Source organism: Pseudomonas sp. m6p, assembly GCF_055760375.1.
The window spans coordinates 2,611,643-2,635,774 of sequence record NZ_CM147084.1 but is presented as its reverse complement, the minus strand read 5'-3'; the positions used below and the strand labels follow the sequence as shown (position 1 = coordinate 2,635,774).

22 protein-coding genes and 9 pseudogenes are annotated in these 24,132 nt (G+C 58.2%); 12 read left to right on the top strand and 19 right to left on the bottom strand.

The genetic code is table 11. From position 1 onward, the window contains the following. Positions 1 to 209 precede the first annotated feature (209 nt). The gene (locus ACYZUM_RS11980; protein ID WP_003464938.1) at positions 210 to 1,412 is read left to right on the top strand and encodes an ISL3 family transposase; all 1,203 of its coding nucleotides are present in this window, start codon (positions 210 to 212) and stop codon (positions 1,410 to 1,412) included. Positions 1,413 to 1,414: 2 nt separating this feature from the next. Here the strand turns inward: ACYZUM_RS11980 and ACYZUM_RS11975 are convergent, their stop codons facing one another. The 8 genes and pseudogenes from ACYZUM_RS11975 to ACYZUM_RS11940 all read right to left on the bottom strand — a co-directional run bounded on the left by ACYZUM_RS11975 (position 1,415) and on the right by ACYZUM_RS11940 (position 6,678). Beyond that, positions 1,415 to 1,888, bottom strand: coding sequence for an extracellular solute-binding protein (locus ACYZUM_RS11975; protein WP_049273834.1), 474 nt, complete (start codon positions 1,886 to 1,888; stop codon positions 1,415 to 1,417). Between the two features lie 280 nt (positions 1,889 to 2,168). Beyond that, positions 2,169 to 2,393, bottom strand: a complete 225-nt coding sequence (locus ACYZUM_RS11970) for a DUF2798 domain-containing protein (protein ID WP_003465037.1) — start codon at positions 2,391 to 2,393, stop codon at positions 2,169 to 2,171. Between the two features lie 54 nt (positions 2,394 to 2,447). Next, a complete protein-coding gene (locus tag ACYZUM_RS11965; protein WP_003465039.1) occupies positions 2,448 to 3,149 on the bottom strand; it encodes a cysteine hydrolase family protein in 702 nt (233 codons plus the stop codon). 90 nt (positions 3,150 to 3,239) lie between these two features. Next, positions 3,240 to 3,830, bottom strand: a complete 591-nt coding sequence (locus ACYZUM_RS11960) for a TetR/AcrR family transcriptional regulator (RefSeq protein ID WP_003465041.1) — start codon at positions 3,828 to 3,830, stop codon at positions 3,240 to 3,242. A gap of 81 nt (positions 3,831 to 3,911) precedes the next feature. Next, positions 3,912 to 4,589: a GntR family transcriptional regulator gene (locus ACYZUM_RS11955; protein ID WP_016487046.1), complete on the bottom strand. Its 678-nt coding sequence runs from the start codon at positions 4,587 to 4,589 to the stop codon at positions 3,912 to 3,914. A gap of 69 nt (positions 4,590 to 4,658) precedes the next feature. Beyond that, positions 4,659 to 4,856: pseudogene (locus ACYZUM_RS11950) on the bottom strand (SDR family oxidoreductase); the annotation flags it as partial. Between the two features lie 91 nt (positions 4,857 to 4,947). Then, positions 4,948 to 5,106: pseudogene (locus tag ACYZUM_RS11945) on the bottom strand (MerR family transcriptional regulator); the annotation flags it as partial. Between the two features lie 369 nt (positions 5,107 to 5,475). Next, positions 5,476 to 6,678, bottom strand: coding sequence for an ISL3 family transposase (locus ACYZUM_RS11940; protein WP_003464938.1), 1,203 nt, complete (start codon positions 6,676 to 6,678; stop codon positions 5,476 to 5,478). A 99-nt stretch (positions 6,679 to 6,777) separates the two neighbouring features. On the opposite strand from ACYZUM_RS11940, the pseudogene ACYZUM_RS11935 reads away from it, so the two are divergent. The 4 genes and pseudogenes from ACYZUM_RS11935 to ACYZUM_RS11920 all read left to right on the top strand — a co-directional run. Then, positions 6,778 to 7,014, top strand: a pseudogene (locus tag ACYZUM_RS11935) (IS3 family transposase); the annotation flags it as partial. Positions 7,015 to 7,168: 154 nt separating this feature from the next. Continuing rightward, entirely contained in the window at positions 7,169 to 7,645 is a 477-nt protein-coding gene (locus ACYZUM_RS11930) for a DM13 domain-containing protein (RefSeq protein WP_011711661.1), read from the top strand. Positions 7,646 to 8,045: 400 nt separating this feature from the next. Continuing rightward, positions 8,046 to 8,417, top strand: a complete 372-nt coding sequence (locus ACYZUM_RS11925; protein ID WP_052959448.1) for a hypothetical protein — start codon at positions 8,046 to 8,048, stop codon at positions 8,415 to 8,417. Between the two features lie 41 nt (positions 8,418 to 8,458). Then, positions 8,459 to 8,719, top strand: a complete 261-nt coding sequence (locus ACYZUM_RS11920; protein WP_047296649.1) for a hypothetical protein — start codon at positions 8,459 to 8,461, stop codon at positions 8,717 to 8,719. On the opposite strand, the gene ACYZUM_RS11915 is transcribed toward ACYZUM_RS11920, so the two are convergent. From ACYZUM_RS11915 to argC, 4 genes and pseudogenes are all read right to left on the bottom strand, one after another. Further along, the gene (locus tag ACYZUM_RS11915) at positions 8,708 to 9,736 is read right to left on the bottom strand and encodes an IS30 family transposase (RefSeq protein WP_003465026.1); all 1,029 of its coding nucleotides are present in this window, start codon (positions 9,734 to 9,736) and stop codon (positions 8,708 to 8,710) included. The two genes, ACYZUM_RS11920 and ACYZUM_RS11915, sit on opposite strands and share 12 nt — an antisense overlap. A 24-nt stretch (positions 9,737 to 9,760) precedes the next feature. Then, positions 9,761 to 10,387, bottom strand: a complete 627-nt coding sequence (locus ACYZUM_RS11910; protein ID WP_099593662.1) for a DNA methyltransferase — start codon at positions 10,385 to 10,387, stop codon at positions 9,761 to 9,763. Between the two features lie 414 nt (positions 10,388 to 10,801). After that, positions 10,802 to 10,957, bottom strand: a pseudogene (locus ACYZUM_RS11905) (OmpA family protein); the annotation flags it as partial. Between the two features lie 413 nt (positions 10,958 to 11,370). Next, positions 11,371 to 12,300 carry an N-acetyl-gamma-glutamyl-phosphate reductase gene (gene argC / locus ACYZUM_RS11900; RefSeq protein WP_049275860.1) on the bottom strand — a complete coding sequence of 310 codons (930 nt, stop codon included), beginning with the start codon at positions 12,298 to 12,300 and terminating at the stop codon, positions 11,371 to 11,373. 114 nt (positions 12,301 to 12,414) lie between these two features. Between argC and ACYZUM_RS11895 the strand changes: the two genes are divergently transcribed. Beyond that, positions 12,415 to 13,299, top strand: coding sequence for a LysR family transcriptional regulator (locus ACYZUM_RS11895; RefSeq protein ID WP_003465017.1), 885 nt, complete (start codon positions 12,415 to 12,417; stop codon positions 13,297 to 13,299). A gap of 183 nt (positions 13,300 to 13,482) precedes the next feature. On the opposite strand, the gene ACYZUM_RS11890 is transcribed toward ACYZUM_RS11895, so the two are convergent. From ACYZUM_RS11890 to ACYZUM_RS11875, 4 genes and pseudogenes are all read right to left on the bottom strand, one after another. Beyond that, positions 13,483 to 13,746, bottom strand: a complete 264-nt coding sequence (locus ACYZUM_RS11890; protein ID WP_003830781.1) for a uracil-DNA glycosylase family protein — start codon at positions 13,744 to 13,746, stop codon at positions 13,483 to 13,485. A gap of 61 nt (positions 13,747 to 13,807) precedes the next feature. Then, a pseudogene (locus ACYZUM_RS11885) lies at positions 13,808 to 14,083 on the bottom strand (uracil-DNA glycosylase family protein); the annotation flags it as partial. 73 nt (positions 14,084 to 14,156) lie between these two features. Further along, a pseudogene (locus ACYZUM_RS11880) lies at positions 14,157 to 14,705 on the bottom strand (cytochrome P460 family protein). Between the two features lie 27 nt (positions 14,706 to 14,732). Then, entirely contained in the window at positions 14,733 to 15,308 is a 576-nt protein-coding gene (locus tag ACYZUM_RS11875) for a carboxymuconolactone decarboxylase family protein (protein WP_003464997.1), read from the bottom strand. Positions 15,309 to 15,383: 75 nt separating this feature from the next. Between ACYZUM_RS11875 and ACYZUM_RS11870 the strand changes: the two genes are divergently transcribed. The 4 genes and pseudogenes from ACYZUM_RS11870 to ACYZUM_RS11855 all read left to right on the top strand — a co-directional run bounded on the left by ACYZUM_RS11870 (position 15,384) and on the right by ACYZUM_RS11855 (position 19,509). Beyond that, complete coding sequence (locus ACYZUM_RS11870) at positions 15,384 to 16,226, top strand: helix-turn-helix transcriptional regulator (protein WP_049275859.1); 843 nt, start codon at positions 15,384 to 15,386, stop codon at positions 16,224 to 16,226. A gap of 441 nt (positions 16,227 to 16,667) precedes the next feature. Beyond that, on the top strand, positions 16,668 to 17,231 hold the full coding sequence (locus ACYZUM_RS11865; RefSeq protein ID WP_095010287.1) for a recombinase family protein: 564 nt from the start codon (positions 16,668 to 16,670) through the stop codon (positions 17,229 to 17,231). Between the two features lie 209 nt (positions 17,232 to 17,440). Further along, positions 17,441 to 18,849: pseudogene (locus ACYZUM_RS11860) on the top strand (xanthine dehydrogenase family protein molybdopterin-binding subunit); the annotation flags it as partial. 9 nt (positions 18,850 to 18,858) lie between these two features. After that, a complete protein-coding gene (locus ACYZUM_RS11855) occupies positions 18,859 to 19,509 on the top strand; it encodes a molybdopterin cofactor-binding domain-containing protein (RefSeq protein WP_442793759.1) in 651 nt (216 codons plus the stop codon). A gap of 643 nt (positions 19,510 to 20,152) precedes the next feature. Here the strand turns inward: ACYZUM_RS11855 and ACYZUM_RS11850 are convergent. Further along, positions 20,153 to 20,539 (bottom strand): nuclear transport factor 2 family protein, encoded by a 387-nt coding sequence (locus tag ACYZUM_RS11850; protein WP_200657279.1) that lies wholly within the window; start codon positions 20,537 to 20,539, stop codon positions 20,153 to 20,155. Between ACYZUM_RS11850 and ACYZUM_RS11845 the strand changes: the two are divergent. Then, positions 20,528 to 20,788: pseudogene (locus ACYZUM_RS11845) on the top strand (transposase); the annotation flags it as partial. The gene ACYZUM_RS11850 and the pseudogene ACYZUM_RS11845 sit on opposite strands and share 12 nt — an antisense overlap. 259 nt (positions 20,789 to 21,047) lie before the next feature. On the opposite strand, the gene ACYZUM_RS11840 reads toward ACYZUM_RS11845, so the two are convergent. Continuing rightward, on the bottom strand, positions 21,048 to 22,073 hold the full coding sequence (locus ACYZUM_RS11840) for an IS110 family RNA-guided transposase (RefSeq protein WP_200657278.1): 1,026 nt from the start codon (positions 22,071 to 22,073) through the stop codon (positions 21,048 to 21,050). A 74-nt stretch (positions 22,074 to 22,147) separates the two neighbouring features. Here ACYZUM_RS11840 and ACYZUM_RS11835 point away from each other — a divergent pair. After that, a pseudogene (locus ACYZUM_RS11835) lies at positions 22,148 to 23,047 on the top strand (IS3 family transposase); the annotation flags it as partial. 602 nt (positions 23,048 to 23,649) lie between these two features. Here ACYZUM_RS11835 and gloA read toward each other — a convergent pair. Beyond that, positions 23,650 to 24,045: a lactoylglutathione lyase gene (gene gloA / locus ACYZUM_RS11830; RefSeq protein WP_084321250.1), complete on the bottom strand. Its 396-nt coding sequence runs from the start codon at positions 24,043 to 24,045 to the stop codon at positions 23,650 to 23,652. Between the last annotated feature and the right edge of the window lie 87 nt (positions 24,046 to 24,132).

The window sequence follows — 24,132 nt, the reverse complement described above, 5'->3', positions numbered from 1 at the left end:
CCGGTCGTCAAGGACCGCTTCGGATCACTCTCAACCGGATCGCGGGCCAGCTGATTTGCTAAAAACCCGCGCCAAACTCAACGAAGGATTTCGCATGATCCGTTTTTTTTGGTTCTTCGCGGAGTCTGGGGGAAGAGCGAGTTGACAGTCAGGGAAGCAGGTAAATTGGCAGTCGCCAAACACACCCTTCACCTGTCCCTGCTGTCGCCGTGCATCCTATTGATCTTGCCGCTTTCTGGCCAGGCTACGACGCCGTTACCTGTCGCCCATCTACCGATAACACCCTCCTCATTGAGCTTGAACCTCAAGCCGGCTCTCTTCCTAAGTGCGGGCGTTGTGGCCAGTTCAGCCCGTTGATTCACGATCGCCGGATTCGTCTGGTGCGTGATCGTGATCTGTTCGATCAGCGCGTCCTGCTTCAACTACCAGTGCGCCGAGTCGATTGCCTGAGTTGTGGGCGGGTGACCGAGCGGATCGACTGGTTGGAGCCAGCATCTCGGCTGACCCAGCGGTTACGGATATGGCTCGAAAGCTTGCTGCGGCTGCTGCCGATCAGCCACGTCAGCCAGCTCACCGGCCTGCATTGGCACACCCTCAAAACGCTCGATAAACGACGCCTTCAAGCCGAGGTAGGCAACTTCGATTCAACCGGTGTCCGCCGCCTGGTGATGGACGAGTTCGCCCTGCACAAAGGGCATCGCTATGCCACGGTCATCATGGATGCCGAGCGAACGCGGGTATTGTGGGTCGGCCACGGCAACAGCCGCGAGGCGGTCCGCCCGTTCTTTGAATTGCTCGGCAAGCACTGCCAGCAGATAGAGGCGGTGGCCATGGACATGAACACGGCTTTTGATTTGGAGGTGAAGAAGCATTGCCCGCAAGCCGAAGTGGTGTACGACCTGTTTCACGTCGTCGCGCGCTACGGTCGGGATGTGATCGACCGTATCCGGGTTGACCAGGCCAACCTCCTGCGCGAAGACAAGCCGGCACGAAAGGCGGTCAAGCAAAGCCGCTGGCTGCTGCTGCGCAATCGCAACAACCTGAAGGACGGACAAGCCGTGCAGCTTCAAGAACTACTCGCGGCCAACCAGCCGCTGGCTACGGTCTATGTCCTCAAGGATGCGCTGAAGGATGTCTGGTTCGCCCCCAGCGTACGAGAGGGCTGGCGCCGCTGGCGAACCTGGTTGCGGCACGCCCGGGACAGCGGCCTCGCGCCGCTACAGCGCTTCGCTCGCAACCTGCGCAAATACGCCCGAGGCATCCTCGCCAGTGCCAACTTCCATATGCATACCAGCGTCCTTGAGGGCGTCAACAACCGCATCAAGGTGATCAAGCGTATGGCCTATGGTTTTCGGGACTCGGAATACTTTTTCCTGAAAATCAAGGCTGCCTTCCCCGGGAAAGCGCGATGAACCTATTTTTTGGTGTCCCAGAAGTCGGCCCAGGTCTTGGGTACGTCCGCGCCTTTGAACGCGTCCGTGCGATACGCCAGCACCGTGGAGTAGCTGATGTAGCCGACGCTGTATTCGTCCTTGAGGCTGTCGGGTATTTGCGCGGCATTGGGAATCAGCGCAAGGTCGAGCTTCTCGAACAGCCCTTCGGCTTCGCCACGGATGCAGTCGCCAGTGGGCAGGTCCACCACGTCCCAGGTGACCTTGCCGCTCTCGACCTGGGTCTTGATGATCGGGTAGGCCTTGGGCGAGCTGTCCTGTTTGAGCGTCAGACCGAGCTTTTTCGCCGCAGGCTCCAGGATCGCCTTGCTCTGGGCTTCCTGATAAGCACCGCCCTGGGATACGAACGTGATGTCCTCGGCCATGGCCTGGGTGGCGCTACCGATGAACAGGGCCAGACTCGCGAGTTGGAAAGCTGTAGTGCGCAATGTGCTCATGGAAAGACTCCGAATGGTTGGCAGATTTTCTTGGGCGAGCTGTAGGTTTTGTTGTCGGTCGCTCTGCGGGACCATGGAGGTCTAATGTACCGGCTTGTCCGTGAACGAAGCGGCTACAAATGCGCGGATGAAAAGTGGTTTATTGCGAAAATGCGAACGGGCACAGTATTTCGTGCGTCGGGTGCGGGCTTGCGCGCCTGTCGCGAGCAGCCCCGAAGCCCCCGGTAGGAGCGAGCATGCTCGCGATGGCGGTGTGTTGGGTGAGTCATAGCCAAGTCATTCAGCCCACCGTCATCCGCCTCACCACGCGCCGAATCATCGGCGCCGCCAGCACCACCACCGGCAACATCGATACCCACGACAGCGCCCACGCGTTCAACCAGCGGCCGGCAAAGGCCAGGTCGAGCGCATGGGGTGTGGTGGCGATGGCGGCCGCGACCGCGCAGGTCAGGCCGGATTGAACGACGCCGAAAACGAAATGCTCATAACGGGCGGGGATTTTCATCGGGGGTTCTCGAGAAAGAGCGGGGGGGCGCGATGCCCGGCCGCTCGGGCACGATCAAGCCGGTTGCAGTTGCGCGATAGTCTCTTCGGTGGTCCACAGCCCGTGGGCGAGGAAGCGGTAATTGATGATGGCCGCCAGGTAGCCGTCGCCATCCGGCAGGCGCGGGCCGGCGGTGGCGTCGCGTACCACGACTATTTCAAAGCCCTGTTCGAGCAGTTCGCGCAGGTGTGATTCCACGCAAAGGTTGGCCGCCATGCCGGCGAGGATGATCTGCGACACGCCTTTCTTGCGCAATTGCAGCGCCAGGTCGTTGGTTTCCGGGCCGTAGACCTTGTGCGGCGAGGCGATGATGGTCTCGCCGTCGAGAATGTACGGCTTGTAGATCTCGAGGAAATCGGCGCCGGAGCCTTCGAAGTTTTCCAGGGTGTTCGGTCCCTTGCGATCGAACATGCAGATGCTGTGCATGACCTTTTCCAGCGGACCGCCAAAATGCCAGTCGTGGTCGTGCGGGTAGTAATAGTGTGGCGACACGGCCACGGGCAGGTCGTGAGCCTTGAAGGCCTTGAACAGTTTTTCCAGGTTTTCGACGGTGTTGTTCTCGACGATGCTCTCACCGAACACCGCCCAACTGGCGCCGGCAGGGCTGAGGAAGTCGTTCTGTGGGTCGATGACCACCAGGGCGGCTTTGCTCAGGTCGAGCTTGAAACCAGTGGCAGGCAGTGCGGGTTCGGCGGGGTCGGCGTACAGATGGCTCATGACGATTTACCTCTTGGGTGCTTGCGTGGATGAGACGTGAATGTTGCTTTATATAAATGACCAGTCGTCTTATTAATGAGGAAAAAAAACTCACTCCAATAGCCGAGGCAAGACCATCGATACGAAACGCTGCAGAGGTGCACCGTCGCGCAGGACCTTGCCGCGCATGACCGCACCTTCCCAGCCTTCGACGATGACACTGGCCAGCGCTTCGGCGTCGTGAGTTTCAGAGAGTTCGCGGCGCTGCTGCGCTTCACGCAGGCAGCTCGCGAGCAAACCTTCCCAGCGCGCCAGCACATCGGCCAGACGCTTGCGGGTTTGTTCGCTGCCATTGGACATTTCCAGGGACAGGTTGCCAATCAGGCAACCCAGGCTGTATTCATGCTCGCCGTGCTCGAGCACCAGGGCCTGGAAGAACTGGCCGATGCGCTCCAGCGGCTTGACCCGGGCGTCGTAGAAGATCGGCCCGTGGCGGGTTTCGATCGAGGTCCAGTATTCCTCGAGGATCTCTGCCGCGAAGTCTTCCTTGCTGGCGAAGTAGTTGTAGAAAGAGCCCTTGGGAATCTCGGCAGCGGCGGTGATGTCCTGGACGCCGCAGCCGTTGAAGCCACGGTTGTGAACCACCTGGCGGCCAATCGACAGCAAACGGGATCTGACTTCGAGGTTGACCGGGCGAGCCATGACAGAGACATCCAGTGATGAGAAAGTTTTAATAAACTAACTGGTCATCTATGTTTCGTCAACAGTCGAATTGACTGCCAATCAGTCCGCCTGCGCCATCTCGATGTACTCGAGCATCTTCTCGTTGCCATCGAGAATGTCACGGCAGATGGCCGCCCGTGCCGCCGCGCCATCGCGGCGCTTGAGTGCGTCGAGCACTTCCCAGTGATGGTCGATGGCCATGCGCTCGTTGAAGTTGCCATAGGCACGGGCGATCAGTGGGCCGGTGCGCATCCACAGGCTATCGAGCAAACCCGCCAGCACCGGCATGCGCGCGATGGTGGTCAGCGCGTAGTGAAATTGCTGATTGCACTTGAGAGCGGCTTGCAAGTCCTGGGCGTTGATCGCGGCGATGTTGTTTTCGATGCAGGCTTGCAGGTCTGCGAGTTCGCTGTCGGTCACCAGCGCGGCGGCCGTCTCCGCAGCCAGGCCTTCAAGCGCCAGGCGGATGCTGCGGATCTCGCCGTATTGCGCGGCGGTGAGGATGGGTACGCGGATGTCACGCGGGGTCTTGAGGATCAGCGCCTGTTCCTTGGCCAGTTGCAGGATCGCGTCGCGCACCGGTGTGACGCTGGTGCCCAGTTGTTCGGCCAGGTCGCGGATGCGCAGGCGGTCATCGGGCTGGAAACGCCCGGTGATCAGTGCCTCGCGCAGCAACTCGTAGATGCCACTGCCCAGGTAAGAGTGATTGAGGGTTTGAATAGGGTAGGGGTTGCTCATTGATCGCTCATCTGCGGCGGATGCCCGGCCCGAATGATGGAAGTTTCCGGCCGGGATTTCCAGATTATTTCAGACGTGCTGACCACCGTTGACATGAATCTCCGAACCGTTGATGTACGACGCGCCTCGGGTGCAGAGGAAATGCACCAGGGATGCGACTTCTTCCGGCTTGCCCAAGCGGTGCATGGGGATCTGCTGATCGACGATCAGTTCGGTCCCGGCAGACAGGATCGACGTCTCGATCTCACCCGGTGCAATCGCATTGACGGGGTTTGGGGAGCAATGGAACCAAAAACCAACGTAAGCTCTGAATCCCACCGTAAAGGGGCTTTCCGATCTCCAGCTCACCCGCCAGGCATTACTCTCTGATCAGTGCCTCGATGATCGGGCAGATCGTTCCGCCGTCTCCCGCATCACATTGCTGCACCAGTTCGCCTAACAGTTGCTGCATGACGACCAAGTCGGCCATCTTCTGCTCGATCAACGCGAGCTTGCGTGCAGCCCGTGCTCGCGTTTCTGTGGGAGGAAAATAAAGTGTCATCCTAACTACAGGACCCTGCAACGTAGCAATTCCTGCAAAAATCCATTTAAAACAATGACTTATTTCAATTCTGCCATCTGCAAGCGTTTTGTGGGGATGGAGGCCGGAATCATTAAAGTATCATCCTAATTTTCGCTCAACCTTGGAAAATGCTGAGAATCGTAAAAATAAAGTTTCATCCTTTCCGCTACTAGTTCAAGGCTTTCCCGCCGCTTTCTTCCGGCCGCCGGCAACAACGCTGCTTGGCTGAGGCGATCCACTTGCGCTACCGCTCACTGATCAGATCGCACTTGAACTCGACGAGCAGCCAACCATCAGGCCGAGCGTGATCGCCAAAAAAAAGGTTCATCGCGCTTTCCCGGGGAAGGCAGCCTTGATTTTCAGGAAAAAGTATTCCGAGTCCCGAAAACCATAGGCCATACGCTTGATCACCTTGATGCGGTTGTTGACGCCCTCAAGGACGCTGGTATGCATATGGAAGTTGGCACTGGCGAGGATGCCTCGGGCGTATTTGCGCAGGTTGCGAGCGAAGCGCTGTAGCGGCGCGAGGCCGCTGTCCCGGGCGTGCCGCAACCAGGTTCGCCAGCGGCGCCAGCCCTCTCGTACGCTGGGGGCGAACCAGACATCCTTCAGCGCATCCTTGAGGACATAGACCGTAGCCAGCGGCTGGTTGGCCGCGAGTAGTTCTTGAAGCTGCACGGCTTGTCCGTCCTTCAGGTTGTTGCGATTGCGCAGCAGCAGCCAGCGGCTTTGCTTGACCGCCTTTCGTGCCGGCTTGTCTTCGCGCAGGAGGTTGGCCTGGTCAACCCGGATACGGTCGATCACATCCCGACCGTAGCGCGCGACGACGTGAAACAGGTCGTACACCACTTCGGCTTGCGGGCAATGCTTCTTCACCTCCAAATCAAAAGCCGTGTTCATGTCCATGGCCACCGCCTCTATCTGCTGGCAGTGCTTGCCGAGCAATTCAAAGAACGGGCGGACCGCCTCGCGGCTGTTGCCGTGGCCGACCCACAATACCCGCGTTCGCTCGGCATCCATGATGACCGTGGCATAGCGATGCCCTTTGTGCAGGGCGAACTCGTCCATCACCAGGCGGCGGACACCGGTTGAATCGAAGTTGCCTACCTCGGCTTGAAGGCGTCGTTTATCGAGCGTTTTGAGGGTGTGCCAATGCAGGCCGGTGAGCTGGCTGACGTGGCTGATCGGCAGCAGCCGCAGCAAGCTTTCGAGCCATATCCGTAACCGCTGGGTCAGCCGAGATGCTGGCTCCAACCAGTCGATCCGCTCGGTCACCCGCCCACAACTCAGGCAATCGACTCGGCGCACTGGTAGTTGAAGCAGGACGCGCTGATCGAACAGATCACGATCACGCACCAGACGAATCCGGCGATCGTGAATCAACGGGCTGAACTGGCCACAACGCCCGCACTTAGGAAGAGAGCCGGCTTGAGGTTCAAGCTCAATGAGGAGGGTGTTATCGGTAGATGGGCGACAGGTAACGGCGTCGTAGCCTGGCCAGAAAGCGGCAAGATCAATAGGATGCACGGCGACAGCAGGGACAGGTGAAGGGTGTGTTTGGCGACTGCCAATTTACCTGCTTCCCTGACTGTCAACTCGCTCTTCCCCCAGACTCCGCGAAGAACCAATTTTATGCGGTGGTACAACAACGAGCACCGACATAGCCGCATCCGGTTCGTCACACCGGCTGAGCGGCATCGAGGGCTGGACCATCAGGTCTTGGCCCGGCGACATGAGTTGTACGAACGAGCCAAGGAAAACAAACCGGAGCGGTGGTCAGGCCGGACGCGTAACTGGGAACCGATCGGCACCGTGTTGTTGAACCAGGATCGAGAGCAACAGAACGAGAAAATGGCGGCATAGTTAGACGGTTGACGCGACAACTACCTTGAAAAATGCCGTCATGGTAGCTAAGCTAGCACCCCACTAACAATATCGCTATCAGCACATACCGCACCCTGTTCGAACTAATGGATTGTGATGGACACACCAAATAACTCACTGTATGAGGCAACCCATGAAAAAGCAATTAAAAATAATTCTGCTCGCGTCCCACCTGGCTCTGTTTGGCGCGGGAGTTGGGCTAGGGATCTATATACTTCCGATTTTGACAGCACAAGAAAACGCCACCATCGCCGAAATTGAAGAAGTGCAAAAGGTGGCAAAGTATAGCGGAGAGTTCAAGAAAGATCAGAAAGGCAGCGACGCCCTTCACTGGGCGAATGGACAACTTTTTGTTACGGATAACGAAATTGTATTTAAAGGTGATGTAGCACCTGGTCCAGACTACAAAATTTACCTGACAAAGAAACAAGCCACCGACAAAGAATCGTTTTTGGACATAAAGAAAGAAGCAATTCTGATTGGCGAATTGAAAAACTTCGGGAATTTCAAGAAAACCATTCCTGCAAGCGTCAACGTCAACGAGTTTACAACGGTCCAAATATGGTGCGAGCATTTCTCTAAGTTCATCGGCTCCGCAAAATATCAGTAAACAAGCTTAAACTTGGATCTTGCCTGTTCACGAATAACATGCGCCTCATGCCAATGGAAATTAAAGTCTTGCCGGGCATGAGGCCTCCCCTCCACGTCTAGATTCTTGAAGTCAAAATTGACCTCAACCGACCCTCAGACACTGACTACGATGCCTGCATACCCTGAAGCGGTTCACCAGATGGGCTTGCGACAGAGATAAGTACGCGCCAACCTCAGATGCCGCTAAGGCTCTATACGCCGCCTTATCGGAATGGGTGGAATTTTGCGCGCGAGCGTCTAATGTTATCCAAGAGCGAGGGCTCTGATTAGTCCCGTCTCCCATGAAGATTCGCAGACTAAGACCCCTATTAAATCTGTAACATTTCGCTAGTTAAACGTTCATAGTGGAGATAAATAAAATGATTTCTTTACTGTGGGGTGAAATTAACCATATCGACAATGTTAGACCCATAGACGATGAGGACCTGCCATGTCTAAATGAAATATTTGAAATATTGAAAAAGCACAACTGCATAGACAGATTTGGCGTGGCACTACTGCACAAACACTTTGATCTACAAGAAGATGAGGTGCTTCTGGAAACAACCGATGTGGATGGGCGCGAACAGTGGATCAGGCCGATTAAAGAAAGTTACTTAAAAGAAAACCGCATTGAAGCGCAAACAACCCTCGTATGTTACTCCGATGCAGGCCTGTCTCGGATGTGTGTTTGCGCGCGAGGGCCTGATGGTCATATAGGAAGACATGCCAGTACTCCAAGCATGGACTAAGTGTCAAAAATAGCTGGCGTGATAAGCGCAATGGAGGGAGCGTGGAGTGGATAAATATTGCCTCGGATGCCGTGAAAATTGGTATGGGAGCGTTGATCGCTGGAATGTTTGGCTATCTCGTCGCGCTGACCAATACTTCGGCAGAGACCAAAAAACTTCATATCACTAAAAAACAACTGCAGCTGGATAAGGTTATAGAAATACTCAATTCATTCCATAAAAATTATGCACACTATAGAGCCAATGTAAGAAATTACACAGGGCGGTTACAGGAGCTGAGTGCAACACGGTTATTGAATTGAAGCTGGAGCATCATGCCGCATAGCCATAGCTTCCTGCATCACCTCGTCCATAACCTCGATCGGACACTTGAAGTCGAAGCGCTTACGGGGGCGCATGTTCAGTTGCAGTGCGATGGCATCCAGTTCCTCCTGGCTATGCACCGACAAGTCCGTGCCCTTGGGCAGGTACTGGCGGATCAGGCCATTGATGTTTTCGTTACTGCCGCGCTGCCAAGGGCTGTGCGGGTCGCAGAAGTAAATCGCCACCCCGGTCTGCTGGGTGATTTCAGCATGCCGCGCCATTTCTCGGCCCTGGTCGTAGGTCATGCTCTTGCGCATCGCCAGCGGCATGCCATTGAGCGCTGCACTGAAGCCTTCCATCGCCGAGGTCGCCGTCGCGTCGTTCATCTTCACCAGCATCAGGTAGCCACTGGTGCGCTCCACCAGCGTACCTACAGACGAGGCGTTGGCCTTGCCCTTGATCAGGTCGCCTTCCCAATGCCCTGGCATCAGTCGGTCTTCGATCTCCGGCGGACGTACATGAATACTGACCCTCTCAGGGATCTGACCGCGCCGATCCACGCCGCCAGAGCGCGGCCTGCGCATCGTCTTGCTTTGGCGCAGGCAGATGATCAGCTCTTTACGCAGCTCGCCGACTGGCAAGGCATAGATCGCGTTATAGATCGTCTCGCGACAGACGTAGGCATCTCTGAGGCTGGGAATATTCATGCTGCGCAGCTTGCCGGCAATCTGCTCGGGAGACAAACGCTCACGCAGCATATGCGCCACCAATTCGAAGCGCTCGCTACCCGGCAACAGCTTTTGCTTCGGTCGACACACCTGACGGCGGGCCTGCATCTGCTGCTGGGCCACGCGGGCCGAGTAGCCGCCACAGGCATCTCGATTGCGGCGCAGCTCCCGGCTGATGGTCGAAGGGGATCGGTTGATCAAGCAGGCAATCCCGCGCAGGCTGAAACCTTGGGCATGACCGATTTGAATGGTGGCGCGCTCTTCAACGCTGAGTTCGGAATAAGACATAGGGACAGCACCGTACCGGAAAGGTCAGGTGTTGCACTCAGTTTTCGCCGCCGCCCCCTTATTATCACTGCGAGGTGAATAGCTTTTCTGCCAATTGATTATGCCAATGCGATTCTCTTCGCCGAAGATTTCGTCCATGAGCATGCCAAGTCTAAATAGTTCCCTATGATCAATACAGATAGCCATAACCCCGCCTGGGGTTAGCATCTCACGCATCATCCAGTTTCTGGGTGTCATGAAGCGCAACCATTTGCTGTGCTTGGACCCATCATCTTTAGGAACTACATCGCCGAGATCTGGATCGTTTGGATCCTTGTCCCACTTGTCGTTATAGCGGAAGTCCTCGCCGGTGTTGTACGGCGGGTCTGTTACTACAAGATCAACTTGACCACGATATTTATAGAGCGTGACCATCGCAGAAAGGTTTTCACCGTCCCAGATCTCATTCTCTGACTGGGCGGTTTCCTCTCCAAAGGATACTTTCTTGATAATACGATGCAGCTTCGGCTTGACCTGGCGGATGATCTGCCAGGGAGCAGCCCGCCCGGTGTAACTCATAACGATGCCATTCTTGCCAGCATCGGCAAGCGCCGCATCATGCTCCTGCAGCATACGGACCAAGGCGGCCCTCGGCAGTTGTTCGTAATCCATGCTTGCCCCTTGAATTCGTGCGGCGGCACCGAAAAGCTGAAAATTCTAGTACCGCTCGTGGATGCTTCACCATCCCTAGGGTGGCGAGTGTACTTGTGAACGTATTGATTTGGCTGTTAAACCGTTGAAAAAGACGGATCAACTGAGTTCCAAACGGGCTGCGTACTGGCTGGCAGATGCGAATCCGGCGCACGCCGCTCCCTTCTGGGCTCAAGCCCGCGAAGCGGGCATAAAGAACCCGGCCGAGGCCGGGATCCTTATGGGCTTATGGGCCGGCGTATTGGTCTGCCCAGTCCAAAGCCGGTGCCACGGGAGCTTGCACCTCCTGAGGCCAGGTTTTGGAGCCCACTGCAAATCGCCCGTAACCCATTAAAAGATAGCTGGGCATCCGACGAAAAGAGCACCAAGGCACCATTACCCTTGAGCTACAGCGCCGCTACGGGGCACCAGTTTGATTTCAACGCGGCGATTTTGGGCGCGACCCTCGGCGGTGTCGTTGGGGGCAATGGGCGAGCTGGAGCCTGCACCAAAGGTTTGCAGGCGCGAAGGATCGACGCCATTGCTGCGCAAAGAGAAAAAGGGGACTGATTTATGTGCGCCAGGCAAAGCTTGGTCGCCTGGGAATGACGGCGCAAGCCGTCACGAAATGGCGTAAGAAACCCAGCGGGTATGACCCCCGCCCGGTAAAGGTTAGCCACCGACCGGAAGCGAGTCTTGCGTGGTGACCGGGTAACCGGCGCTGCGAAGCGTAGACAGCAGAAAAGGGGATTTATTTTCCCTACTCTAAAACGGCCGCTGTTGGCCGATTGCTGCCTGTCGTGGACGACCGTTTAACTTCAAAGCCTGACTGGATTGCAAACTGCTGACACGCGTAGATTCTGTTTTCGACTCGTTTAATGCCGTCGATGCCAGGCCATAAACAGAGAGGAAACAACCGCTCGAAAATTCGAGCCATAGACTCTAGAGCCAGTGGGTAGTCGGAGTCATGTTCCTGCAACCATCAAATCCAGATTCTGCACCGCCGCTCCAGCGGCTCCCTTCCCAAGATTGTCAAACACCGCAGCCAACAAAACCTGCCCCGTCTCATCATTTTCACACACCACCAATCGCAAACTATCAGTCCCGTTAAGCGCCTGAGGATCAAGGCACGTCAACCCTTTGGCCTCCTGCATCGACATCACCTGTACATGGTCCGCATCGACGTAGTGCTGCATAAGACACGCATGCAACCGCACCGCATCCACGCCCGGCGCCAACAAGCGAAGTTGCAACGGTATGGTCAGCACGATCCCCTGCCGAAAAGCCCCATAAGCCGGCACAAACATCGGCCGCTCCATCAGACCGCTTTGCTGCTGAATCTCCGGAATATGTTTGTGTGCCAGCCCCAGACCATAAACCTGAAACGCGGGCGCCTGTGATGCGCCCTCTCCCTCATGCTCTTGCACGCCAACGCGCCCTTTTCCGGAATAGCCCGACACAGCATGAATGTTCGTCGGATAGTCCCTGGGCAGCAACCCGGCCTCCAGCAATGGGCGCAGCAGCCCTATCGCCCCCGTGGGATAGCAACCGGGATTGCTGACCCGCCGTGCCGTGGCGATGCGTTGGGCCTGCTGCGAGTTCATCTCCGCGAAACCATAGGTCCAGTCTAGATGGGTGCGGTGCGCCGAACTCGCATCGATCACCCGAACGGCGGGGTTTTCGATGCTCGCTACAGCGTCGCGTGCGGCTTGGTCGGGCAAGCAGAGAATCGCGATGTCGCAGGCGTTGATGATTTCGGCGCGACGTTGCGGATCCTTGCGATGTTCGGGGCTGAGCGTGATAAGCCGCAGATCGGTCCGGTCGCGTAGACGTTGATGGATTTGCAACCCGGTGGTGCCTTGGTCGCCGTCGATGAATATAAGAGGACTTGCCATGGAATGCTCTCGGACATAGGAAATCAGGAGTTCCAATCTTCAGTGAGGGGCTAAGATAGGAAAAGTTGAATTTCTAAACGATGAAATTCAGCTTTTCTGAACAAGGAGTGACTCATGCGCGAAATCAGCCTGGACCGTCTGCGCACGTTGGTGGCCATTGCCGACCTGGGTTCGTTTGCCGAGGCGGCCCGTGTGCTGCACCTCGCGCCACCCACGGTCAGTTTGCATATTGCCGACCTGGAGTCGCGGGTTGGCGGAAAGCTGTTGTCGCGCACACGTGGGCGCATTCAGCCTTCGGCGATTGGAGAAACGCTGGTGGAGCGCGCGCGGCGCCTGTTGGCGGATGCGGAGCAGGCGCTTGAGGACGTGGAGCGTCAGGTGCAGGGCTTGGCCGGGCGTGTGCGGCTGGGTGCCTCCACAGGGGCCATCGCACAGTTGATGCCGCAAGCTTTGGAGACGTTGGGCCAACGCCACCCCGCTATCGATGTGCAGGTCGCGGTGCTCACGTCGCAGGAAACTTTGAAGAAGCTTGCCGAGGGCTCTTTGGAGATCGGTCTGGTCGCGCTGCCACAGACCCCGGTGAAGGAATTGCGGATCGAGCCATGGCGGCGGGACCCGGTCATGGCCTTCTTGCCGGCTCGCTGGGAATGCCCGGATGTTGTGACCCCCGGTTGGCTGGCCGCCCAGCCATTAATTCTGAATGACAAAACTACTCGGCTTTCGCGCTTGACCTCGGAGTGGTTCGCCAGTGATGGACGGCAGCCCACGCCGCGTATTCAACTGAACTACAACGATGCGATCAAAAGCCTAGTGGCGGCCGGTTATGGTGCGACGTTGTTGCCGCATGAAGCCTCCACGCCATTGCCCGATACCAGGATCGTCATGCGGCCATTACAGCCCTTATTGTGGCGTCAACTTGGTATTGCCCACCGTGGTGGGGACGTCGAGCGGCCTACGCAACATGTGCTGGATGTGTTGTGGGGGTTGAGTGCGGGCTAGGGCGATGTTGTCAGAGAAAGGACCGCTTTCGACCCGGTCATACGGTGATTGAGGTCCCAGGCGTCAGCTACCGCACCTGAAGCCGTCGTTCATCGCTCCAAAGCCGGTGCCTGTCTCCGTTCGCCCAGGCCAGGGTGTCGTAGTACTTGTGCAGCAGCTCGGTAATGGCGGCGGTGTCGTCGGTCATGGGGTTTCCTTGGGGTTGGCGGTGAGGACTGCCTGGACGCGTGCTTGCAGCGCGGGCAGCACGTCTTGTTGGAACCAGGGGTTGCGCACCAGCCAGCGATTGTTGCGCGGGCTAGGGTGAGGCAGGGGGAACGCTTGCGGCCAGTGCTCGCGCCAGGCTTCGACCACCCGGGTGAGCGGCGTCTTGCCAGTACCGAGGTGGTAGTCCATGGCGTAGCTGCCCAGCACGATGACCAGCGACAGGCGCTCGAAACGCTGCATGAAGGCTTCGCGCCAGGCGGGGGGCGCACTCCGGGCGTAGCGGCAGGTCACCGCTTTTGCCGGTGCCCGGATAACAGAAGCCCATGGGCAGAATGGCGATGCGGGTAGGGTCGTAGAAGGTGTCGCGGTCCACGCCCAGCCAGGCGCGCAGACGCGCGCCGCTGGCGTCGTCGAAGGGCACGCCTGAGGCATGGACCCGGGCCCCCGGTGCTTGGCCGGCGATGAGGATGGGCGCACTCGGGTGAAACTGGAAGACCGGCTGCACGCCGTGTGGCAGATGCGGTGCGCAGCGCGTGCAGGCGCGGACGTCGGTCAGAAAGGCGTCGAGTGTCGGCATGGCGCGCTTCCGGAAAGGGTGGCTCGCGCAGGACGGAGGTGCCATCCTGCGCGAAGCGTAACCCGGCAGCAAGTCAGTGCTGGGTCAGTGTCGGATAGCCCTGGATGAATACGCGGTCGGTCTTGGCCGCCGGCACATGGCAGCCCATGCAGTCGGCTTCGTAGCTGACGGCGACATTCTTGGCGGGGGCGTCGGCCTTGAACAGCGCCCAGCCCCAGCCGTCGCCCCACAAGGGGTTGCTGGCGAAACGGCCTTTGGCGTCCTAGACCATCACGAACCACACGGCCGCATCGGAACCCCAGACCACAGGGTTGCCAGTGGTCATGGCGCTGGTTTCGAGCTTGCGGATCTCTTTCACCAGCGTGGCGCCGTCCAAGAACTTGCCGGTCTTGCGGTAGTGCTCGGCCGAGGCCTTTTCGGTGTACACATCGTGCAAGCCGCGAGAGGCGGATTTTTCGTCCAACACCGCATATGAGTCCAGGTGGACGAAGTTTGTGCGGAAGTCTGTGGGGCGGCTGATGCCGCCCTGGCTGTCCACATAGGGCGAAAAGTCGCCGGCCGTGACGGCCAGTGGCAGGACGAGGGCGCTGGCGAGCAGAGCGCCGGTGAGTGCGATTTTCATCGTGTTCTCCTTATATGCCTATGGAGATCAGACGGCGACCACGGGGAAATCCACCGTGGTGTCGGCGATGTGGTTGGTGTAGTTGGTGAGCGTGTTCAGCGCGACGTTGGCGATCACTTCCAGTATCAGGCCGTCGTCGAGCCCCGCGCGGCGGTAGTTGGCCATGGCGTCGGCCGACACCACGCCGCGTTGCTCGACCAGCGCGCGGGCAAAGCCGGCGATTGCATCGTCAAGTGCGTTGGCCGCCTGGCCGGTGCGGGCCGCGGCGATGGCCTCTGCCGACAGTCCGGCACCTTTGCCGATCAGGGTGTGTGCGCTCAGGCAATACTGGCAGCGATTGGCTTGACCGGCAGCGAGCGCAACGATCTCGCGCTGGGAGGCATTCAGGCGGCCGGTGCCCAGCGTTTCGGACAAGCCGAGGTAGCCATTGAGCGCCGCCGGCGCGTGGGCCAGCGTGGCGAACAGGTTCGGCACCATGCCAAGCTTGGCTTTGACGGCCTTGAGTGTGGCAGCGGTAGCGGCGTCAGCGGTGTCGATGGTCAGGGGGGCGATTTGGGTCATGTCTATCTCCGTAGTGGGTGAGGTGCAAGAGCACGTGGGCATGATCGCCCTTTGTTTGGTACGATATGGCACGTAAAGTATCAAATACGTAACCTATCGTCTTATATGGAGAGTGGAATGGCGGATCGACTGGCCGGCTTGCTCCGGCACTACTCGCTTTCGGCGCGCGTTTTTCACAGCGGCGCCTTCTGTGGGCAGCATCATTACGCGGCGCCGCATGGCTATATCCATCTGGTGCGGCGCGGCCCGATTACGGTGCGTTCGCCCGTGCATGAAGATCTGCTGGTTACCGAGCCGAGCCTGCTGTTTTATCCGCGCGTGGCGTCGCATCGTTTTGTCGCCGCCCCCGGCGATACCGCTGAGCGGTTGTGTGCGGAGGTCGACCTGGGCGCTTCGACGGGCAATCCGTTGGCCATGGCCTTGCCGTCGATGCTGCTGATTCCGTTGGCGGACTTGCCCGGCCTCGGGCCGACGCTAGAGTTGCTGTTTGCCGAAGCCGAGCGCGACCAGTGCGGTCGGCAGGCCGCCATCGACCGCTTGTGCGAGTTGCTACTGATCCAGTTGCTGCGTTATCTGATGGATGGGCGGCTTGGCGCCACCGGACTGCTGGCGGGCCTGGCCGACCCGAAACTCGCGCGCGCCATAACCGCCATGCACGATGCGCCGCAGACCGCGTGGTCGCTCGAGGCGCTGGCGGCGAAGGCGGGCATGTCACGCGCGCGCTTCGCCGCCGCGTTCAAGGACGCGGTGGGCGTCACGCCGGGCGACTATCTGGCCGACTGGCGGATGAACGTCAGTTGCACCCTGCTCAAGCAGGGGCGGCCGGTGGCGGTGGTGGCCGACCGCGTCGGCTACGGCAGCCCGAACGCTCTGGCGCGCGCCTTCCGCGTGCGCATGGGCTGCGCCCCGCGCGACTGGCTGGCGCAGCAGCGCGGTGACGCGGCGCTCAGCGGTTCGTGAGTTTGAGTTCGATTCGCCGGTTCTTGGCGTAGGCGGCGCCGGTGTTGCGCTCGTCGAGCGGGTGAAATTCGCATCACGCCGGAACAACTGGCGGAACTCCAGGTGGCGATCCGTCAACGGCTGGTCAGTCTGTTCGTGCGGCGCGGCCGGCTGGACAAGGCTGAGTCAGTGGCGCAGGTAGCTGGATGACGCTGTCCCGCCCTGAGCCGACGCTCACAGGCGGGGATTTCCAGTGTCGTCATTGTCGGCTATTGGCCGGCAGCAGCCCGTCGTTGCCTGATGGATCCAACCCCTCCGCTGCTATAGTGCAGTCGGCTTCTGACGTTCAGTGCAGCCGTCTTCTGAAAACGACACATACGCTGGATTTGTTGGCTCTGACCTGTCGCATAAATCTGTCGCACGTTGTAAGTTACCTGCGACAATAAATGCGACAGGTGCTCCATGGAAAACAAAGGTCAGCAGATTGGTTACGCTCGGGTTTCAACACAAGGGCAAGACCTGGAGCAGCAACGGATTGCACTTGGGCAAAACGGTTGTCAGCGAATTTTCGAAGAGAAGGTCAGCGGTGCCAAGCGAGACCGTCCAGAGCTGAGTCGGCTGCTCGATCATTTGCGACCAGGTGATGTGCTGACCGTGACACGGTTGGATCGCTTGGCCAGGTCAACGACAGACCTGCTTCATATTGCCGAACGCCTAAAAGAGATCAATGCAGGTCTGCGTTCGCTTGCTGAGCCCTGGGCTGACACTACTTCACCAGCCGGGCGAATGGTGTTGACGATCTTCGCGGGGATTGCTGACTTTGAACGGTCGCTGATTGGGGAACGCACCAGTGCTGGCCGAGCTGCGGCCAAAGCCAAAGGTGTTCGATTTGGGCCTAAGCCTGTTTTGACTCATGAGCAGATAACCCATGCACGTAGGTTGATTGATAAGGGTCAATCAGTCTCCGAGGTTGCACGTCTTTTGGGGGTGCATCGAACCACGCTATACCGTGCGTTGCCTCAATAGATAATTAGCGCAATGTCCCAGCAAAGCCCACCCAGTGGACTTTTTGCGACTGCTGGACGCCAGTGGGTGCGGAGCTGGTCTACTCAGTAGTGCAATCGACTTCTGAAAATGACAGGATGCCTGGGAAGAAGGTACTGAACGACGCTGGTAGGGCTTAAGTGCACTTTCTGTTCCGTTGCTCCCCAAATCCCAACATCGCCAAGGCCGAGATGGGCCAGCATGTCGGCACCGCGCTGGCACGCATCGTCGCCGACGAGCTGGAGGCGGATTGGCAGTCGGTGCGCCTGAACTACGTCGACACCCATCCCAAATGGGGGCTGATGGTCACCGGCGGCAGCTGGTCCGTGTGGCAGAGCTTCGAGCCACTAAGCCAGGCTGGTGCCGCCGGCCGCATCGCCCTGATCGAGGAGGGCGCCAGGCTGCTCGGCGTTGCACCCGCTGCCTGCACCGCACGCAACAGCAGGGTCCAGGCCGGCAAGCGGTCGATCAGTTATGCCGAGATCGTCCAGCGCGGCGACCTCACCCGCAGCCTTACGGCGGATGAACTCAAACGAATCCCGCTCAAGAAACCGACCGAGCGACGGCTGATCGGCAAGGAAACCCTGGCCATCGATGTCCCCTCGAAGACCGACGGCAGCGCCCGCTATGGCATCGATGCGCGCGTCGAGGGCATGGTCCATGCCCGCCCGCTGCTGCCGCCCACACGCTACGGAGCCAAGGTGGTGTCCATCGACGATTCCGCCGCCAAAAGCGTGAAAGGCTACCTCAAGAGCATCGCCCTCGATGACCCCTCCGGCACGGTGCCAGGCTGGGTGATGGTGTATGCCGACTCCTTCACCGCCGCCAATAGTGCAGCTGAAAAAATGCAGGTGACCTGGGCTGCAGGCGACACGGCCAACGTGTCGGAGCAGGACCTGCTCGACCACGGCGCCAAACTGATCGACGATCCCGCGGTCGGCTCCCTGGTATGGCCCGATGAAGGTGTCGACGAAGCATTCGCCAAGGCGAAATCGACCTTGGAGCGTACCTACAGCACGGCGAGCGTCCTGCACTTCCAACTGGAACCGCTCAACGCACTGGCGTTCGAGAAGGACGGTATCTGGGAAATCCACACCGGCAACCAGTGGCAGTCGCTGATCCTGCCGGTACTAGCGAAGGCGCTCGGGGGCGGCCAGGACAAGATCATCATGCGCAGCTATCTGTTAGGCGGCGGCTTCGGGCGCAGGCTCAACGGCGACTATGCCGTGCCGGCGGCGCTGGCGGCCAAGCCATCGGCAAGCCGGTGAAGATGCTCTGCACCCGCGCCGACGATGTGCGCTTCGACTCCATCCGTTCGCCCTCGATCCAACGCCTGCGCCTGGCCTTCGGCGAAGGCGGCAGCGTAATTGCCATGGAGCATCATGCCGCCGCTGGCTGGCCGACCCAGATCATGGTGCCGGACTTCATGCCCAAGGGCGCGAATGGCGTGCCTTACGACCCCTTCGCGATAGCCGGGGCCGACCACTGGTATTCGGTCGGCGCGCATCGGGTACGCGCCCTGTCCAACGACCTCGCCAACCGCACCTTCCGACCCGGTTGGTTGCGTTCGGTTGGGCCGGGCTGGACCAACTGGGCCCTGGAGTGCTTCATGGATGAGGCCGCCCACTCGGTCGATGCCGATCCGCTCGCCTTCCGCCTCGCCCTGCTCGATGGCAAAGGCAGGAACGCCGGTAGCGCACCCAATGCAGTCGGCGGCGCCACCCGTCAGGCCAAGGTGCTCAAGCGCGCAGCGGAAAAAACCAACTGGGGCGGCACACTGCCGGCAGACAGCGGGCTGGGCATCGCCACCACCTTCGGTCAGGAGCGCGGCATGCCGACCTGGCTCGCCTGCGTGGCCCGCGTGAAGGTTGATCGTGCCAGCGGCGTGGTGAAGCTGGAAAAACTCACCATCGTTGTCGACGCGGGCACCATTGTGCATCCCGATGGCGCTCTCGCGCAGATGGAGGGGGCCGCCCTCTGGGGCGTGAGCATGACGCTGCACGAAGGCACGCAGATCGAGAAAGGGGAGGTGAAGGACACCAATCTCGACACCTACACGCCGTTGCGGATGGGTGACGTCCCCGAGATGGAGATCGAATTCCTCCCGAGCACCGAAGCCGCGGTCGGCCTGGGTGAGCCCGCTACCACAGTGGTCGGTCCCGCGATCGGCAATGCGATTTTCGCTGCCGTCGGCGCTCGACTTCGCCACCTGCCGATACGGCCCGCTGACATCCTGCAAGCACTCGAAAAAACATCCTGAGTCCGGGTCTTCGGGCCACATGGATCAGGTTGGCGGTCTCAAGAACAAGCGGGTGTTATCACTATGGCGGTTAGGCTTGGAATATTGGCGAAATTACGGGCAGGAAATCCGCCGCGACACCCTGGAGGAAATGGAGCAAGCCCTGCGCCTGGAAGTGCACCTGCAGGCGCGGGGTTTGGACTAGATTTGTGGGGAACACTCAGACTACGACCCCTTTAGTTCGCTACAACTTCCAGCGCAACTCGCTGGTCTTTAGCAAAAATCTATAAGCTCCCGGGCCGTTCGCAGGCTGCCTGCCAATGGTTTTGATGTGAGGAAAAGTCACTAACGAAGTGTATCGGGGCGATTACTGCATCACCAACATCCCCAACCGTCCTGGTCGGGATCTGCCAGGCGAGCGCCTCGCAAGCATGTATCGCAAGCGGCAACTGTTTGTGCTTATCCAGCACCGTTCAGCTGTGGGTTGTGGTTACTACTTCACCGTCACGGTGAACAGCACATCCTATACCGCGTTCAAAACTCTTCAGGAGCTGCATCATTGGCTCAATGCCTATGGCCTGAAGGTGGTTGATGAGCGAAAACAGGAAATGATCACGATCAGTACAATCGTGCCGAACGCGGCCTTCAAATCCTGGCAACCACTTCAGTCCTCGATCACACCAATGACGCTGGTCCACTCGCCTGACGCGATTTTTACCGGGTGCACCTGAATCCGGGTGTCGGGCGCAAACACGAACATTGGCTTCAGTTCTTCAATGTGTGCGGCAAGCCCCTTCGACTGATGCCCGTCGGGATAATGCACGACGATATCCTGGGCGTGACTCTCCTGCAGTCGGTCCCACTTCTGGTTGGTGTAGACATCGAAGTCGAGGGTATCGAAGGTTGCCGGATGAGCCTTGCCGATACGTTCAGCCTCCTGGTACGGTTGACGGAAGTCTGGGGAGCAGGTCAGTGTGTAGTGGTCTAATGAAACCGGACACCCATTTAGGCGAGAATGCTCGCCAGATCGAGGTGTCAGATGACCAAACAACGCCGTTCCTTTTCTGCTGAATTCAAACGCGAGGCTGCCGACCTCGTGCTCAAGCAAAACTACAGCTACATCGAAGCCAGCCGTTCACTCGGCGTCGGCGAGTCAGCCCTGCGCCGCTGGGTTGATCAGGTTCAGCAGGAACGCCAAGGTGTTACGCCGCAGAGCAAAGCATTGACCCCGGAACAGCAGAAAATTCAGGAGCTGGAAGCCCGGATTGCCCGCATTGAACGGGAAAAATCCATATTAAAATCTATGGTCACCCCCTTTTTTGCAATGCTGATTCATGGGCGAAGTAGTTGGCTTGCTTAAATCTATCCGGCGTCTATTGGATGATTCACTCGCGCCATGATGAGAGTCGCGCCTGACGATCCTGAAAAGGCTAACGGCTTCTCGCTGAGCCAATTTTTAAAACAGGTTCTTCGTCAGGCCGGTAGGCCGTTTACGTCATCCATTATTCAGCTATCGCAAAACCTGAAAGGTAAATCGTGGTAAAGCAACAACCGCAGGGTCATGCGTTCAGCGCGTCTGGCCCTGCTTCGTATTCGGTGTGGTGTGCAGAAATTGCCCAGGCTATACGGGCTAGCTTGTTGGCCAGCGCGCAGGCAACTACGTTGGAATGCCTCCGTGTTAGCAGAGATCTTACCCAGTCCGCCAGCGCCCCTTTCTGCCGCTCCAGATGTTGCATGTAGACCCTTGCGCATTGCACCAGCAGGCGCCTGAGATTTTTGTCGCCCCGCTTGCTGATGCCTAGCAAATTCGCCCGTCCGCCCGTGCTGTATTGCCTCGGCACAAGTCCCACAGACGCTGCGAAATCACGGCTGCAACCATATTGCTGACCATCGCCCATTTCCACAGCCAGCAGGCTGGCGGTGATCGGCCCCACACACGGGATGCTCAGCAAACGGCGACCTAGATCATCGTCGGCCAGTTGGCCCGCTACCTCTTTATCCAACTCCTTGATCTGCTCATCCAGGTAGACGAAATGATCGTGCAAACGCTGCAGCAACACCGTCAGCCGAACAGGCAGTTCATGCTCAGCCAAAACAACCGCCAGACGCTTCATGATGGCCAAACCTTTGGGCAGGCTGACGCCAAATTCCAATAGAAAACCGTGCATCTGATTAGCGGTTCTGGTGCGATCACGCACCAACGTTTCGCGCATTCGATGGAGCACAGAAAGGGTTTGCTGGGATTCAGTCTTGGGTGTAACGAAACGCATCGAAGGACGAGAAGCGGCTTCGCAAATCGCCTCAGCGTCGACAAAGTCGTTTTTGTTGCCCTTGACGAAGGGCTTAACGAACTGCGGGGAAATCAGCTTGGCAGTGTGTCCAATTGCCGCCAACTGACGAGCAACATAGTTCGACCCCGCACAGGCCTCCATTGCCACGACACAGCTCGGCGAGCTGGCGAAAAACTGCATCATTTGCGCCCGTGAACATTTTTTGCGAAACAGCTCCCGGCCTGATTTATCCTGGCCGTGCAGATGGAACGTATGTTTACCGAGATCAATGCCTATCAGCGCTGACTCGCTCATGATGATGCCCTCCGAAAATAAAACACCCTGCTAAAGCGTAGCCCTCGCAAGGTGTGGGGGTGACCATCTCATTAGGCTACCGCGCTCTTGATGTCGGAAGATCACGAGCCTACGCGCTGATCAATCAGCTGAGCGTCCATGAGCCGGTTGATTGGCTGTGCAAGGTGTTTGAAGTCACCCGCTCGTGCTACTACGCCCAGCGCCTTAGGCGCCGCACGCCCGATGTTGAACGGCTTCGGTTGCGCAGCCGGGTGAGCGAGTTGTTCACGCAAAGCCGTAGCGCTGCCGGCAGCCGCAGCATCTTGTCGCTGATGCGTGAAGACGGTGAGCAGCTTGGTCGGTTCAAAGTGCGCAGCTTGATGCGCGAGCTTGATTTAGTCAGTAAACAACCCGGATCACATGCCTACAAACGAGCGACGGTAGAGCGACTCGATATCCCGAACATCTTGAATCGGGAGTTCGATGTCCCGGCCCCCAACCAAGTGTGGTGCGGCGACATCACCTACATTTGGGCCCAGGGGAAATGGCATTACCTGGCTGTCGTGCTGGATCTTTGCACGCGCCGGGTGGTGGGCTGGGGGTTATCGGAAAAGCCGGACGCCGATCTGGTGATCAAGGCGTTGGATATGGCTTACGAGCAACGAGGAAGACCTCAGGGCCTGCTGTTTCACTCAGATCAAGGGTCCCAGTATGCAAGTCGTTTATTTCGTCAGCGATTGTGGCGTTATCGCATGCGCCAGAGCATGAGTCGCCGGGGGAATTGCTGGGACAACGCGCCAATGGAGCGCGTGTTCCGCAGCTTGAAAACGGAATGGATACCGACCACGGGCTACAGAACGGCTCAAGAAGCCCAGCGCGATATCAGCCACTTCTTGATGCATCGGTACAACTGGGTTCGACCCCATCAATTCAACGGCGGGCTGGCGCCAGCTCGCGCCGAAGAAAAACTTAACGTCGTGTCCGGGATTAGTTGACCACTACATCAATCGTTTTGGCGACTACACCCTGGACCTCGATCGGAAGATCAAACCGATTGACTACAAAATTCAGTTTTAGCTTTTAAATCATAAGCTTAATTGCATTTTGGCGAATTTGGCGCGAATCCCGGCCAACCCTCAAGATGGCCATTTCACCGTGAGTTTTTGCTGACCGAAAGGGATCTTGATGCTGACAGGCCCTTGCTGAACCGGCTGATTTAACGACTCAAGTTTCATCGGAACAAAAGCGGGCGGCGCCGGCGGCTGACCATCGCTATAAACAGGAATCCATTTTCGAACCAGGTTGGCGTTGATCCCGTGGCGCTAAGTAGCGCTGGCCATCGATACGCCTGGTGTCAGGCATTCCTGGACGACTTCGACTTTAAACGGTTTGGGATAAGAGGTTCTTTGGCGCATGGAAATCCGGAGATAAGGGCGAAGGTGTCCACGTACTTTATAAGTGGAGAACATCGCCCTTAGCGCTGAAGTCGGGTAGGTGACTTCGCCGGACGGTTACGCTGCACCCTCGTCTTCGATGCGTTGTGAAATCTTGATCCAAAAGGAGCGATTTAGAACCGAACCGGCATGCCAAAACCCGGTTAGTCGAATTGTGTGCCTTTTTGAATCAGCTCGACTTTGTACCCGTTGGGATCTTCAATGAAAGCGATTATCGTGCGTCCATGTTTCATGACACCTGCTGGCCGAGGAACGCGATAACCCAGAATTGCTGCGCGATTGCACACCGCTTCTGCATCCTCAACCTCGATAGCGACATGCCCGTAAGCATCGCCAAGTTCATAGCTATCCTGTCCCCAATTTCGCGTCAGTTCCAAGACGGCAGATTCTGTCTCCGGACCATACCCGAGGAAAGCAAGGGTGAATTTGCCCTCCGGATAGTCTTTCCGTCTCAAAAGGCTCATGCCGAGCACTTTGGTGTAGAAGTGAATGGTTTTATCCAGATCTACTACGCGTAGCATGGTATGTAGGATGCGCATTAGTTTCTCCGCTGCAGCGTCGGCCCGCAAGGCCGACATCTCTTAGAAGGCTTTCTCTAACAGAGACGAAAGCCGTGCGTCCACGCC

What these genes read in the sequence shown, in the direction of transcription:
- ACYZUM_RS11915 (WP_003465026.1), bottom strand. Translation starts at nt 9,736, where the DNA reads ATGTCTTATTCCGAACTCAGCGTTGAAGAGCGCGCCACCATTCAAATC.
- ACYZUM_RS11865 (WP_095010287.1), top strand. Translation starts at nt 16,668, where the DNA reads ATGGAAAACAAAGGTCAGCAGATTGGTTACGCTCGGGTTTCAACACAA.
- ACYZUM_RS11970 (WP_003465037.1), bottom strand. Translation starts at nt 2,393, where the DNA reads ATGAAAATCCCCGCCCGTTATGAGCATTTCGTTTTCGGCGTCGTTCAA.
- ACYZUM_RS11965 (WP_003465039.1), bottom strand. Translation starts at nt 3,149, where the DNA reads ATGAGCCATCTGTACGCCGACCCCGCCGAACCCGCACTGCCTGCCACT.
- argC (WP_049275860.1), bottom strand. Translation starts at nt 12,300, where the DNA reads ATGGCAAGTCCTCTTATATTCATCGACGGCGACCAAGGCACCACCGGG.
- ACYZUM_RS11895 (WP_003465017.1), top strand. Translation starts at nt 12,415, where the DNA reads ATGCGCGAAATCAGCCTGGACCGTCTGCGCACGTTGGTGGCCATTGCC.
- ACYZUM_RS11840 (WP_200657278.1), bottom strand. Translation starts at nt 22,073, where the DNA reads ATGAGCGAGTCAGCGCTGATAGGCATTGATCTCGGTAAACATACGTTC.
- ACYZUM_RS11955 (WP_016487046.1), bottom strand. Translation starts at nt 4,589, where the DNA reads ATGAGCAACCCCTACCCTATTCAAACCCTCAATCACTCTTACCTGGGC.
- ACYZUM_RS11975 (WP_049273834.1), bottom strand. Translation starts at nt 1,888, where the DNA reads ATGAGCACATTGCGCACTACAGCTTTCCAACTCGCGAGTCTGGCCCTG.
- ACYZUM_RS11960 (WP_003465041.1), bottom strand. Translation starts at nt 3,830, where the DNA reads ATGGCTCGCCCGGTCAACCTCGAAGTCAGATCCCGTTTGCTGTCGATT.
- ACYZUM_RS11890 (WP_003830781.1), bottom strand. Translation starts at nt 13,746, where the DNA reads ATGCAGCGTTTCGAGCGCCTGTCGCTGGTCATCGTGCTGGGCAGCTAC.
- ACYZUM_RS11870 (WP_049275859.1), top strand. Translation starts at nt 15,384, where the DNA reads ATGGCGGATCGACTGGCCGGCTTGCTCCGGCACTACTCGCTTTCGGCG.
- gloA (WP_084321250.1), bottom strand. Translation starts at nt 24,045, where the DNA reads ATGCGCATCCTACATACCATGCTACGCGTAGTAGATCTGGATAAAACC.
- ACYZUM_RS11925 (WP_052959448.1), top strand. Translation starts at nt 8,046, where the DNA reads ATGATTTCTTTACTGTGGGGTGAAATTAACCATATCGACAATGTTAGA.
- ACYZUM_RS11930 (WP_011711661.1), top strand. Translation starts at nt 7,169, where the DNA reads ATGAAAAAGCAATTAAAAATAATTCTGCTCGCGTCCCACCTGGCTCTG.
- ACYZUM_RS11875 (WP_003464997.1), bottom strand. Translation starts at nt 15,308, where the DNA reads ATGCCCACGTGCTCTTGCACCTCACCCACTACGGAGATAGACATGACC.
- ACYZUM_RS11910 (WP_099593662.1), bottom strand. Translation starts at nt 10,387, where the DNA reads ATGGATTACGAACAACTGCCGAGGGCCGCCTTGGTCCGTATGCTGCAG.
- ACYZUM_RS11855 (WP_442793759.1), top strand. Translation starts at nt 18,859, where the DNA reads ATGGATGAGGCCGCCCACTCGGTCGATGCCGATCCGCTCGCCTTCCGC.